Genomic DNA, 12,039 nt, shown 5'->3' on the forward strand with positions numbered 1-12,039 from the left:
AACTCTATGTCAAAACGGGAAGAGCTCGAAAATGCCAACGATAAATTCAAGAATGCACTTGAGTCTCAATTGGGTGAATTAAAGAACAATTTTGACAAAGTGGGGAAAAGTGCCTTGATTGTTGGAGGAGGACTCTTAGGAGCCTATTTGCTCTCTACTGTGATAACTGGGGGAGGCAATAAGAAGTTGAAAAAGGGTAAAAAGGAAAAACCAAAGAAAGTTGAGATGCCTGCCAAAGGAGAGAACCTTTTAGCCTCGACACTCAAGGAGCAAGCCATTGTTTTCTTGCTGGGCATCGCAGCTGAACGATTGGCTTCCTTTTTAAAAGAAGTAGATGTTGCCGAAGATGAGAAATAGCAATTTATACAACGACTTTGGCAGATTGACGACTTCTGGACGAAAGGCATTAGCAGTCCTTTTTGATCCTGATGACACTGATGAGCGAGGCTTGATCGAAAGCCTTAATCTATGTTTGGAACAAAAGGTAGATTATATTTTTGTGGGTGGAAGCCTGGTGACAAGCAGTAATTTGCATGAGGTTGTAAGTATGGTTAAATCATATACGGATATACCCTGTATACTATTCCCAGGCAACGCAATCCAAATTGATGCGGCTGCAGACGCTATCCTTTTTCTTTCTCTTATATCGGGAAGGAACCCTGAACTATTGATTGGTCAACATGTAGTAGCTGCTCCAGTTGTAAAAAGAAGCAATCTCGAAGTAATACCTACAGGTTATATGTTGGTTAATTCGGGTAAGCCCACAAGTGCTTCTTACATCAGCAATTCCCAGCCCTTGCCTAATGATAAACCAAGTTTAGCCGCGTCTACGGCCCTTGCAGGTCAAATGCTAGGCTTGAAAACAGTCTATATGGATGCAGGTAGTGGCGCTGAAGAACCCATTGCTGCAAGAATAATTCGCGCTGTAAAAGGAGCTATAGATATTCCCTTGATTATTGGAGGTGGATTGAATTCTGCATCAAAGGCTAGGCAGGCATTGGATGCAGGTGCCGATATCATTGTGATTGGCAATGGGGCACAAAAAAACCTCAATCTTTTGACTGAGGTTTCTGAGGTGGTACATTTTTATAATGAAGCCTTAAATGTTAATTAGGCTTTCACGTCTTCTCATTTTTCCAGCAGGAATACCGAACATCATTTTAAATCTTCTACAGAAGTAGGCTGTATCTTTATATCCGACTTCTCGACCGATATCTCTGATGCTCTTCTTGGTGGTTCTCAATAGGTCAACAGCGGCTTCCATACGTTGATACTCAATGTAATCCTGAGGGTTAATACCCGTCAGCATTTTGAAATACTGACCAACATAGTCCTCTGAAACATTAGCCACTCTAGCCAGCACTTTGTTAGACAGATCCCCACCGATATTCTTCTTGATATAACTGAAAATATCAATAAGTCTAGGATCCTTGAAGTAGGTGCTATTGGTCACCAACTGTTCTACAAAGAGCCTATTATCTAAAATATATCTGATAACCTCTACAACCAAGTACTCTGTATTTACCTTGATTACTCTGTTCTTACCCGGCTTTACAGAATTATCTTCATTTATAATAAGTCTGATTAATTCTGCCAATACACTGCAATTGCGAATGGCGAAAGGTGTTATGTTCAATGATGAGAAGAAGTTGACAGAGTCAAAGACTTTCGCCTCAAACATTACCTGACTAAATCCATCCACGTCAAAGTCATTGATCTCAGAGTCATTTGCGTTTTGCAAGTATTTCTTCTTATTAGAAATAAACTCTTCGTTCGAGATCGCCTGTGCTGTAACAGAGCCAAATGAAATTGAAAGGGATTTCCCTCCAGGGATAAAAAGCATATCTCCTTCAGAAACTTTTTCTTGATCTGGACCGAAATACACGTCTCCATTATTGACTACAATAATGGTATTCTCGACATCGTAAAAGTTATCTATCGTGACAGCCTTAGCTATCTTCATGTTCCTACTCTTGATGTAGCGAACTCCTAGTGATTCTATTATTTTGTTATAATCCTCCATAGTGGTGTATGAAACGTTTCGAAAAAATTGTTTTTGTAAAGTGTACTAATTTACGCTTGTCTATAATAATCCCAAAAAAAAATGACCATTGACAACAATTTATATGTCAATGGTCATTTTTATGTAATGATTCTCCTTATTTCAATAACTCTCTCGAGATAACAATCTTCTGAATCTCGGACGTACCTTCGTAGATCTGAGTGATTTTTGCATCTCTCATCAGTCTTTCAACATGGTATTCTTTCACGAAGCCGTATCCACCATGTACCTGCACCGCTTCAACAGTTGTATCCATCGCTACTTTTGAAGCATAGAGCTTGGCCATTGCACTTGCCTTGGCAAAGTCTTTCTTCTGATCCTTAAGATGTGCAGCTTGCAGACACAGTAGTCGTGCAGCCTCGATTTCGGTGGCCATATCGGCCAACTTGAACTGGATTGCTTGATGCTGACTGATCGGTTTGCCAAAAGCTTTTCTTTCTTTAGAATACGCTAAGGCCAATTCATAAGCACCTGAGGCAATTCCCAAGGCTTGCGAAGCGATTCCGATTCTACCTCCATTCAAAGTCGACATGGCAAATTTGAAACCAAAGCCATCTTCTCCAATTCTGTTTTCCTTAGGAACTTTTACATCGGTAAACATCAAGGAGTGCGTATCTGATCCTCTGATTCCTAACTTATCTTCCTTTTTACCGACCACAAAGCCGTCCATTCCCTTTTCAACGATCAGACAGTTAATACCACGATGGCCTTTTTCTCGATCGGTTTGGGCAATGACTAAATAGATGGAAGCTGTATTACCATTGGTAATCCAGTTTTTTGTTCCATTGAGTAAATAGTGATCACCTTTATCTTCAGCAGTAGTTTGCTGTGAAGTGGCATCTGAGCCAGCTTCTGGTTCTGAAAGACAAAAAGCACCAATTTTTTCACCAGTAGCTAGTGGAGTAAGGTATTTTTGCTTTTGCTCTTCGCTACCGAATTTCTCAATTCCCCAGCATACCAAACTGTTGTTAACTGACATACAAACACTGGCAGAAGCATCAATTTTAGAAATCTCTTCCATAGCCAGTACATAGGAAACAGTGTCCATACCACCCCCTCCATATTTAGGGTCTACCATCATTCCCATAAAACCAAGCTCGCCCATTTTTTTGACTTGCTCAGTTGGAAATTTTTGGTGCTCATCTCTCTCAATAACACCTGGTAAAAGCTCTGTATTGGCGAATTCTCTGGCCGCGTCTCTTACCGCTATATGCTCTTCTGTTAACTCGAAATTCATTAGAAACTATTTAACGAACGTTTGTTAGGCAAAGTTAATCAATTCGTTAAAACTTGCTAGCGATCACCTAAGAATACCATAGCATAGTAGATCAGCATGGCCAGTGAACCTAGTGCCGCCACTAAATATGTTCTGGCAGCAGCGTCTAATGCATCTGTTGCCATATCATGTTCTTTACCTTGCGTAATATTCCTTTGGTCCACCCAAGCCAGAGCTCTCTTGGTCGCGTCAAACTCTACTGGAAGCGTTACAAACGCAAAAAGAGTAAAGACAGCATAAACACCTACTATGAGTATTCCAGCCATTTCGTAAGGCAAAAACGAAGCACCTACACCAAAAATCATAATGAAGAATAGAATATTGAGTATTCTTCCACTCAAGGCTTGTAACGGAACTAGGGCTGATCTCATTTTTAGAGGCGCATAGGCTGTGGCATGTTGAATTGCATGACCACATTCGTGAGCAGCAACCGCGGCTGCCATTACCGATCTACCCGCATAAACATCAGGGCTTAAGTTTACCGTTTTATCCAAAGGATTGTAATGGTCAGTCAACCTGCCTTGTACAGAAACCACTTGTACATCATCTATGCCATTATCTCTCAGCATAAGCTCAGCGACTTCTTTTCCGCTAAGTCCAATGGAAAGACCTACTTGTGAATATTTTTTGAATTTACGCTTGAGGCTGTTTTGAACAGCCCAGCTGACAATCATTATCCCTACAACTAATATTATAAATCCTCCAAACATATTTTACTTCTTTATTTTCTCTATGATATTGGTGGTGGAGTAACCATTGACAAGGTCAATTGTCTCAACTGATCCACCATTCGCAATTACGCTTTTTGCACCTACAATGTTTTCCACTTCGTAGTCACTCCCTTTTACCAAAACATCAGGTAAAAGGTAATCTATTAATTCCTGAGGGGTTTCTTCCTCAAAAACTGTCACCCCATCAACAAAGGAAAGAGCGGCTAGCATTCTAGCCCTGGCTTCTTGATGATTCACGGGTCTGTTTTCACCTTTCAAAATCCTCACAGAGTCATCAGAGTTAAGGCCTATGACCAATTGATCACCAAAGGCACGTGCCTTCTCTAAATAGTCAATGTGCCCGAGATGTAATATGTCAAAGCATCCGTTCGAGAAAACGACTTTCTGACCGTTGGATTGCCAACTTTGAATCCTCTTTTTAAGTTCTTCTTGGCTAACTACCTTATGAGATGTCTGTTTCAATTTCCTGCTCCTTCTTCCTAAAGTTAAGGATTAGCAAGCTTATAAAACCAATTAGTATAATGGCTACTACTTGCGATCCTTGTGAAATAATAGCAAAAACATAACCATCTTCGTAGACTATGCCAAATACGACAAGAATACTGGCAACAAAGGCCTGGTAGGCTCCAATTCCGTTGTTCACAGGAGTAACCATGCCAAGACTTCCCATGACTAGAACTGCCACTCCTGCCATAAGTGACATTTCGTCAGTCGGTCCGTAGCCAAAAGAGATCACATAGAGCATTAGAAAATAGAGAACCCAAATACCCACCGTTGATAGCCAGAACTGAATTGGACTCTTGATTTTGGCTATTGTCTTCATTCCGTTCATCAAGTTGATTATGAAGTCGATGAGCTTAGACAAAAAACCACTTTTCCTTTGAGGTCTTTTAGATTCGCGAATAAGCCAAAAGAGAAAGACTATTCCACCAAGTGCCAGAAGTACTAAAATTGGCCAGTATTGACTTACAAAAGGAACTTTAGCCTCTATGAAGTCAATAAAAAAAGATTTTAACAGTTCGAATCTCATTAGAAGTAAGAAGATTGTAAGAAGGCCAAGCATAAAAAGATCCAAGAGTCGGTCGGTAAGTACTGTTCCTAATGAGAATGGGACGGGAATCTTATTGGTTCTTTTGAGTGTTGTACATCTCGTCACTTCTCCCAATCTAGGGATTGCCATGCTGGATAGATAGCCAATCATTAAGGCTAGATATGATGTAAAAAGACTAGGCCTAAAGCCACCAGTATTCAATAATAGGTTCCATCTATAGGCTCTAAGTAGATGACTCAGAATCGAAAGAAAAACACTCAGGAAAATCCAGCCATAATTGAACTTTAGAATGGCATCAGAAGCCTTTTCCCAATCGACACTGCCTGAAGTTTTATATAGCACATAGCCAGTAAGGCCAATTGAGACAATGAACTTGAGGATATCTTTTAGCGCAATTCTCAAGTCGACTTTATGACAGTTTATTGTCGTTATCTGGGAAAACTATTTTAGGTGTATGCGATTTGGCCGATTCAAAGTCCATAATACCGTAAGATACAATAATGATCACATCTCCAACTTGGACTTTTCTGGCCGCAGGCCCATTTAGGCAAACAGTTCCGCTATCTTTATCTCCCTTTATGACATAAGTCTCAAAGCGTTCTCCGTTGTTCACGTTCACGATTTGCACCTTTTCGTTTTCTATGATATTTGCCGCATTCATTAGCGTTTCATCTAATGTAATGCTTCCAACATAGTGCAGTTCGGCCTGAGTTACCTTGGCTCGATGAATTTTCGATTTAAATACCTCTATTTGCATTTCTCCTCCTCAAAACGAGCGCAAAACTAAGAAATTAACATCAAGTTATCTATCAATCTAACCTGACCAATATTCGCGGCTATGCACAAAGCGACTTTTTTTTTCTCTTTAGTAGCGTCCGTGGTTTTGAAATCATCGGTATTGATGATTTCAAAATACTCAAGTGCTAAACGCTCAGAAACATCGAATAGTTCTTGAACTTCTTCTTTGACTAATTTGATATTTCCTCCTTGTAATAGCCTCTCTTGAGCCATTCTCAAGGACTGATGTAATAAGGCAGCGTCAGATCTTTCGGCTGCTGAAAGGCGCATGTTCCTTGATGACATGGCCAAGCCATTTGATTCCCGGGCTGTGGAGACCATGTTTAATTGGATTGGGTAATTCAATTGATCGACCAGCGATTTGACTATGAAGAACTGCTGAAGGTCTTTTTGTCCAAAAAATGCGTGATTAGGTTGAATGATGTTGAAAAGCTTGGAGACAACCAACGCTACACCATCAAAATGTCCAGGTCTAAATTCTCCTTCTAGTTGATCGGCTATGCCGTCAAATGAAATTTTCAATTGGGGTTTACTCGGATAGATTTCCTGACCATCGGGAAGAAAGAGAACATCACATTCGGCACCTATTAATTTCTCTACGTCTTCATCAAGAGTTTTGGGGTAATTCTTGAGGTCTTCAGGATTGTTGAATTGGGTAGGATTTACGAAAATACTTGCGATCGTAAAGTCACAATTTTCCTTTGACGCTTGAATCAATGAAAGATGTCCCTGATGCAAAGCCCCCATGGTTGGCACAAACCCAATGGACTTGCCTTCAGACCTAATACCTTGAAGTACGTCTCTAACCTCAATTATGGTCTTGCAGATATTCATAATGACTTTTAACGGTAATTAACGCTGTCCGAGAGACAACATATAGCCTTTTTCTGTAAAATTGAATGATTTTTGACCCAAATTCCGTAATTTTGTGGCTCTTTTTCAAAGAAGAGATTTCATTTAATTTCCATTAAGTATGTCAAAATTAAGAATTCTGTACGTTGCAAGTGAAATTCAGCCATTTCTACAAACGTCTGAGGTGTCAGACTTTGTTAGAAAATTACCTCAAGCCATGCAGGAGAGGGGTATGGAGATCAGAATTTTAGTGCCACGTTTTGGGCTCATTAACGAGAGAAAGAATCGTTTACACGAAGTAGTTAGACTTTCAGGGATTAATATCGCTGTTGGAGAGGAAGAAAAGCCACTTGTTATCAAGGTTGCTTCGATTCCTAATGCAAAGCTTCAGGTCTATTTTATAGACAACGAAGACTATTTCCATAGAAAGACCGTTTTCTACGACAAAGAGGATAACTTCTATGAAGACAATGACGAAAGAGCCATTTTCTTCTGTAAGGGAGTTTTAGAAACCGTCAAGAAATTGGGCTGGGCACCTGACATCGTTCACTGTAATGATTGGATGACTAGTCTTATTCCAATGTATCTAAAGACTACCTATAAGAACGATCCAATCTTTCAAAATACACGTTCTGTCTTCACTATTTATAATAATGACTTTGCGCACCAGTTCAAAGATGATCTATTGGACAAAGTTAAGATGATGGATATTGACGATAGTATGTTGCAAAATTTGAAATCAGCTGATTTTGCTGGTTTCATCAAGACAGGAGCTGAATATGCCGATGCCGTGATTAGGGCAGAGGAAGAAGCCAGTGAAAGCTTGAATAACTTGTTTACCGAAATTGAACAAGGTAGAACTGTAAGTACAATTGAAAAGGACGATAACTTTTTAGACTCCTATTTTAACCTATATAATGAACTTGTTGGCTAAGATTAGAATATATGGGGCTCTGTTACTGAGCCTCATTATATTTAATTCTTGTGAGGAGAAGGGTGATTTCGGATTGAGTTCTGATGATGTAGAACCAATCGAATTCAATTCAGAGAATATTTCATTAAGTACTGGTATTGTATGGCTTGATTCCATCAATTCAGCCAACCTATCGCGCATTTTTGTCGGAGAGCATTCTGGCTCTGATTTTGGCGATATGACTGCCAAGGGTTATATCGGGCTAGACCTCAACGAGAATAGTCATCCTGTACTTACAGCTGATGATATTCTGGATTCCGTTAAGATTAACTTTGGGATCAATTTTCTTTATGATACATCTGCTGTCAATAGAGCTCTTAACTTAAGAGCCTATAAAATTGGCGAAGCATTTCCATCTGATAGGTATATAACCAGAAGTGAGTTAATTCAATCAAATGAACTAATTGCTTCCGGAGATGTACAGATTGATAATTTCGACTCTGTTTATAGTATTGATGCTGAGTTAAGCTGGGCTCAGGAAATCTTTGATGGTATTAGAGATGACAACGCCACATTCGATACCCAGACAGCTTTTGACGCATTTTTTCCGGGCTTTGTCCTTCGACATGAGGGTAGCTCCGAAAATATCTTTGGGATAAATACCGGAGCTAACTTTGAGGTGGTCTTCTATTATTCTGTCCCGCTTACCGATGGAAGTGGAAATATTGCTAACCGAACCATCACAATGACTGGTGTGGCACAGCCAAGTTTTCATCATTTCACTTCCGATCGCTCAGCGACAAACTTTGCTTTCGTTCAAGAAACTAGTGTGGAGTACAATCAGGTTTCACAGCTGGTAGTTCAATCGGGAATTGGATTAGTCACTAAGCTTGATTTATCGGACTTAGAACGGTTTGCCAATGTGAATGATGGGGCAATAGTAAACTTAGCAGAGATGACTATAGGCCCCATTGGAGAATTACCTGCAGGTGTTTCTCCACCAACCACTTTGCTTCTTTTAATCACAGATGATAGGAATACGGTAATTAGTGATGGTGGGGCACTCAGAGCAATTCAGGAGGATGGTGTGAACATTATCTCACAGAATTTTCCTCTTCAGTTAAGGTATAATGAGACCGATAGAACCTACACAGCCTCAATTACATCCTATGTAAGGGCTTATTTGAATGATGTATTTAGACGGAATGATGTCTTCATTTATCCGGCAAATATGAATTTGTCTACAAATGGCTTTACTCTGGAACTTGACAACCTTGAAATTAAGATTTTCTTCTCTCAACTGAGGTAGCCATTCTTATTATTATTACTTTTCGAAAAAGGCGGATAAAACTATGTGTGGAATTGTTGGATATATAGGAAAAAGAGAAGCTTACCCAATTATTATAAAGGGTTTACAAAGACTTGAATACCGTGGATACGACAGTGCTGGGGTGGCACTATTGAATGGTAACTTGAATGTATACAAGAAAAAAGGTAAGGTTGCTGACCTTCATGATTTTGCCAGAGACAAAGACCTAAGTTCTTCAATTGGCATAGGTCATACGAGGTGGGCTACCCATGGTGAGCCCAATGATACTAACGCACACCCGCATGTCTCTATGGGTGGAAAATTAGCAATGATCCATAATGGTATTATTGAAAACTATGCTGCTCTAAAGACAGATTTACTATCTAAGGGGTATACCTTTCAAAGCGAAACAGATTCCGAAGTTTTCATAAATTTTGTCGAGGATATCTACCTAAATACTAAAGTGGACTTGGCCGAGGCAGTAAGACTTGCCTTGAATAAAGTTGTAGGTGCCTATGCTATCGCGATTGTCTCGTTAGAAGATCCTAATTTATTAATTGCGGCCAGAAAAGGCAGTCCTTTAGTGGTTGGTTTGGGGAAAGATGAATTTTTCTTGGCCTCAGATGCCACCCCAATTATAGAATACACGAACGAGGTCGTTTACCTAGACGATCAGGAGATCGCCATTATCAAAGACAATAATCTTACAATCAAGAATATCGAAGACGTAGAAATGAAGCCCTATGTCCAAACGGTAGACATAGAGTTAGAGGCAATTGAAAAAGGTGGGTATGATCATTTTATGATCAAGGAGATCTTTGAACAACCAAAATCTGTCGGTGATTGCCTGAGAGGAAGGCTTAATGCAAAAGAAGGTCACCTTCACTTGGGAGGAATTCACGACTATACTAACAAGATATTAAATGCAGACCGTATCTTGATTTTGGCCTGTGGCACATCTTGGCATGCTGGATTGGTAGCCGAATATATCTTCGAAGAATTCTGCCGTATTCCTGTAGAAGTCGAATACGCATCTGAGTTTCGCTATCGAAACCCTATTGTGGGTGAGAAAGATATCGTTATTGCTATCTCTCAGTCTGGTGAGACTGCCGACACACTGGCTGCCATTGAATTGGCAAAGTCGAAGGGAGCCACTATTATTGGCGTTTGTAATGTTGTGGGCTCTTCTATTCCTAGAGCTACCCATGCCGGTTCATATACCCATGCCGGACCTGAAATAGGTGTTGCCAGTACTAAGGCCTTTACTGCACAAATTTCTGTGCTTACAATGATGGCACTAATGATCGCCCAGAAGAAAGGTACATTGTCTGAGCGTGATTTTAGAGGATTACTAGTTGAGTTAGAGTCTATTCCTGATAAGATTGCAAAGTGCCTGGATTTAAACCCTCAGATTGAAATGATTTCTGAGAAATTTAAAGATGCGACTAACTTCCTATACTTAGGTCGTGGCTATAACTTCCCAGTAGCACTTGAAGGGGCACTTAAGCTGAAAGAAATCTCTTATATCCATGCTGAAGGATACCCAGCTGCAGAAATGAAACACGGGCCAATTGCTTTGATTGATGAGAACATGCCTGTGGTATTTATTGGAACTAAAGACTCCTCTTATGAGAAGATCGTTTCGAATATTCAGGAAGTAAAAGCTAGAAAGGGAGAAGTTATTGCAGTGGTGACGGAAGGAGATACTGAGATTGCTGAAATCGCAGATCACATTATTGAAGTGCCGCATACACATGAAGCATTGATGCCACTTGTATCAGTAATACCGCTTCAACTTTTGTCTTATCATATTGCGGTTATGAGAGGCTGTAATGTTGATCAGCCTAGAAACTTGGCCAAGTCGGTTACCGTAGAATAGCATTAAAAAGGGAGTTCAACTTCCTTTTTTATGCCGATAGATAGGCTTTTTTCAACAGAGGGCAGATTTTGTATCTCTCCTCTTTGGTGTCTTCATAGAGGGCCTCGAGCAACTCATAGATATTTCGAACACCGATTACGTTACACCATTCAAATGGGCCATAGGGGTAATTGGTCCCAAGTTTCATTCCTTGGTCTATATCTTCTTTTGTGGCGGTACCTTCCTGCACTGTATAAAAGGCTTCATTGATAATCATAGAAACTATTCGCGGGGTTACCATACCTACTCTGTCATCAACTATTTCAAGGTCTGTCCCTATTCCTTTACAAATGTCTCGTAGTTCTTGAAGATTGTCTTGGTTTAGGAGACTAACTTCTAATATCTCTCTGTCGATAAAAGTAGGAAGTCCATTAAATCCAAAGACGGTGTTACTCGACTCCTTTTCTTGAAAATAGGACAGTTCAGCCAAGGAGATTTTAGGAGAATTAATGAAGAGGGTTAAACCCTCACTTTCTTGGTAATTGGAGAATAACTCTGGTTCGTCACCAACGAAAAAATCGAAGATCGCATCAAAAGCAGGAAAAGAGGAGTGGAACTGATAGTTAGTATCTAAAGTCAAATCATTCGTAGCGCCAAACTTTTTTTCGAATTCAGCGAAATCTCCCTCAGTACCAATAACCAGAATCTTCATAATTGAGTAATTTGACACAAAAGTATTAATTATTAGACCATGTCAAAGATCATTGTTACAAGTGCGAATGCCCCGGCACCCATCGGACCATACAGTCAAGCGGTAAAAGCCGGTAATACCCTTTACGTATCGGGTCAAATTCCTTTCGACCAACTTACTGGTGAAATGATAAATGAGAACATTACCGAGGAAACTCACCAAGTGATGAAGAATATTGAGGCAGTACTTAGTGAAGCTGGAATGAATTTTAGCCAGGTGGTCAAGTGCTCAATCTTTATAAAGGACATGAACCAATTTGCAACAATTAATGAAGCATACGGAATGTACTTTAAAGATAACCCGCCAGCTAGAGAGACTGTTGAAGTAGCTCGATTGCCCAAGGATGTAAATGTTGAGATATCTTGTATTGCTGTTGAGCTATAAGCACATGAAAGAGAAGCCACTTTGATAAGTCTTCCTATATTTGCGGCCTAAATT

The 12,039-nt window shown here is 40.0% G+C and carries 14 protein-coding genes; 6 read left to right on the plus strand and 8 right to left on the minus strand.

Features of this window, described 5'->3' with window-relative positions:
- Window positions 1-6 precede the first annotated feature (6 nt).
- On the plus strand, window positions 7-357 hold the full coding sequence (locus BFP97_RS17145; protein WP_069843593.1) for a hypothetical protein: 351 nt from the start codon (window positions 7-9) through the stop codon (window positions 355-357).
- Window positions 347-1,114: a geranylgeranylglyceryl/heptaprenylglyceryl phosphate synthase gene (locus tag BFP97_RS17150; RefSeq protein ID WP_069843594.1), complete on the plus strand. Its 768-nt coding sequence runs from the start codon at window positions 347-349 to the stop codon at window positions 1,112-1,114. Before BFP97_RS17145 ends, BFP97_RS17150 begins: the two co-directional genes overlap by 11 nt.
- Here BFP97_RS17150 and BFP97_RS17155 read toward each other — a convergent pair.
- The 7 genes from BFP97_RS17155 to panC all read right to left on the minus strand — a co-directional run bounded on the left by BFP97_RS17155 (window position 1,100) and on the right by panC (window position 6,752).
- Window positions 1,100-2,023, minus strand: coding sequence for a helix-turn-helix domain-containing protein (locus tag BFP97_RS17155; RefSeq protein ID WP_069843595.1), 924 nt, complete (start codon window positions 2,021-2,023; stop codon window positions 1,100-1,102). The genes BFP97_RS17150 and BFP97_RS17155 overlap by 15 nt on opposite strands.
- Window positions 2,024-2,159: 136 nt before the next feature.
- Window positions 2,160-3,299, minus strand: coding sequence for an acyl-CoA dehydrogenase (locus tag BFP97_RS17160; RefSeq protein WP_069843596.1), 1,140 nt, complete (start codon window positions 3,297-3,299; stop codon window positions 2,160-2,162).
- A gap of 56 nt (window positions 3,300-3,355) precedes the next feature.
- A complete protein-coding gene (locus BFP97_RS17165) occupies window positions 3,356-4,048 on the minus strand; it encodes a zinc metallopeptidase (RefSeq protein WP_069843597.1) in 693 nt (230 codons plus the stop codon).
- 3 nt (window positions 4,049-4,051) lie between these two features.
- Window positions 4,052-4,531, minus strand: coding sequence for a D-glycero-beta-D-manno-heptose 1-phosphate adenylyltransferase (gene rfaE2 / locus BFP97_RS17170; protein WP_069843598.1), 480 nt, complete (start codon window positions 4,529-4,531; stop codon window positions 4,052-4,054).
- Complete coding sequence (locus tag BFP97_RS17175) at window positions 4,512-5,522, minus strand: lysylphosphatidylglycerol synthase transmembrane domain-containing protein (protein ID WP_069843599.1); 1,011 nt, start codon at window positions 5,520-5,522, stop codon at window positions 4,512-4,514. The genes rfaE2 and BFP97_RS17175 overlap by 20 nt, the downstream gene beginning before the upstream one ends.
- A 7-nt stretch (window positions 5,523-5,529) precedes the next feature.
- Window positions 5,530-5,877 carry an aspartate 1-decarboxylase gene (gene panD / locus BFP97_RS17180; RefSeq protein ID WP_069843600.1) on the minus strand — a complete coding sequence of 116 codons (348 nt, stop codon included), beginning with the start codon at window positions 5,875-5,877 and terminating at the stop codon, window positions 5,530-5,532.
- Between the two features lie 26 nt (window positions 5,878-5,903).
- The gene (gene panC / locus BFP97_RS17185) at window positions 5,904-6,752 is read right to left on the minus strand and encodes a pantoate--beta-alanine ligase (protein ID WP_069843601.1); all 849 of its coding nucleotides are present in this window, start codon (window positions 6,750-6,752) and stop codon (window positions 5,904-5,906) included.
- Window positions 6,753-6,891: 139 nt separating this feature from the next.
- Between panC and BFP97_RS17190 the strand changes: the two genes are divergently transcribed.
- Genes BFP97_RS17190 through glmS form a run of 3 tightly spaced genes read left to right on the plus strand, consistent with a single transcriptional unit; the run spans window position 6,892 to window position 10,871 of the window.
- On the plus strand, window positions 6,892-7,704 hold the full coding sequence (locus BFP97_RS17190; RefSeq protein WP_069843602.1) for a glycogen/starch synthase: 813 nt from the start codon (window positions 6,892-6,894) through the stop codon (window positions 7,702-7,704).
- The gene (locus BFP97_RS17195; RefSeq protein ID WP_170827497.1) at window positions 7,697-8,992 is read left to right on the plus strand and encodes a DUF4270 family protein; all 1,296 of its coding nucleotides are present in this window, start codon (window positions 7,697-7,699) and stop codon (window positions 8,990-8,992) included. Before BFP97_RS17190 ends, BFP97_RS17195 begins: the two co-directional genes overlap by 8 nt.
- Window positions 8,993-9,035: 43 nt before the next feature.
- Window positions 9,036-10,871, plus strand: coding sequence for a glutamine--fructose-6-phosphate transaminase (isomerizing) (gene glmS / locus BFP97_RS17200; protein ID WP_069843604.1), 1,836 nt, complete (start codon window positions 9,036-9,038; stop codon window positions 10,869-10,871).
- 28 nt (window positions 10,872-10,899) lie between these two features.
- Here glmS and BFP97_RS17205 read toward each other — a convergent pair whose 3' ends face one another.
- On the minus strand, window positions 10,900-11,562 hold the full coding sequence (locus tag BFP97_RS17205) for a 3-hydroxyacyl-CoA dehydrogenase family protein (protein ID WP_069843605.1): 663 nt from the start codon (window positions 11,560-11,562) through the stop codon (window positions 10,900-10,902).
- A gap of 39 nt (window positions 11,563-11,601) precedes the next feature.
- Here BFP97_RS17205 and BFP97_RS17210 point away from each other — a divergent pair, with 39 nt between their 5' ends.
- Window positions 11,602-11,985 carry a RidA family protein gene (locus BFP97_RS17210; RefSeq protein WP_069843606.1) on the plus strand — a complete coding sequence of 128 codons (384 nt, stop codon included), beginning with the start codon at window positions 11,602-11,604 and terminating at the stop codon, window positions 11,983-11,985.
- Window positions 11,986-12,039: the final 54 nt, after the last annotated feature.

This window comes from Roseivirga sp. 4D4 (genome assembly GCF_001747095.1).
GTDB lineage: Bacteria > Bacteroidota > Bacteroidia > Cytophagales > Cyclobacteriaceae > Roseivirga.

Excerpts from the sequence above, each read along its gene's own strand:
- panD (WP_069843600.1), bottom strand. The coding sequence starts at position 5,877 with ATGCAAATAGAGGTATTTAAATCGAAAATTCATCGAGCCAAGGTAACT.
- BFP97_RS17150 (WP_069843594.1), top strand. The coding sequence starts at position 347 with ATGAGAAATAGCAATTTATACAACGACTTTGGCAGATTGACGACTTCT.
- BFP97_RS17210 (WP_069843606.1), top strand. The coding sequence starts at position 11,602 with ATGTCAAAGATCATTGTTACAAGTGCGAATGCCCCGGCACCCATCGGA.
- BFP97_RS17205 (WP_069843605.1), bottom strand. The coding sequence starts at position 11,562 with ATGAAGATTCTGGTTATTGGTACTGAGGGAGATTTCGCTGAATTCGAA.
- panC (WP_069843601.1), bottom strand. The coding sequence starts at position 6,752 with ATGAATATCTGCAAGACCATAATTGAGGTTAGAGACGTACTTCAAGGT.
- BFP97_RS17165 (WP_069843597.1), bottom strand. The coding sequence starts at position 4,048 with ATGTTTGGAGGATTTATAATATTAGTTGTAGGGATAATGATTGTCAGC.
- BFP97_RS17160 (WP_069843596.1), bottom strand. The coding sequence starts at position 3,299 with ATGAATTTCGAGTTAACAGAAGAGCATATAGCGGTAAGAGACGCGGCC.
- BFP97_RS17190 (WP_069843602.1), top strand. The coding sequence starts at position 6,892 with ATGTCAAAATTAAGAATTCTGTACGTTGCAAGTGAAATTCAGCCATTT.
- BFP97_RS17145 (WP_069843593.1), top strand. The coding sequence starts at position 7 with ATGTCAAAACGGGAAGAGCTCGAAAATGCCAACGATAAATTCAAGAAT.
- BFP97_RS17155 (WP_069843595.1), bottom strand. The coding sequence starts at position 2,023 with ATGGAGGATTATAACAAAATAATAGAATCACTAGGAGTTCGCTACATC.
- glmS (WP_069843604.1), top strand. The coding sequence starts at position 9,036 with ATGTGTGGAATTGTTGGATATATAGGAAAAAGAGAAGCTTACCCAATT.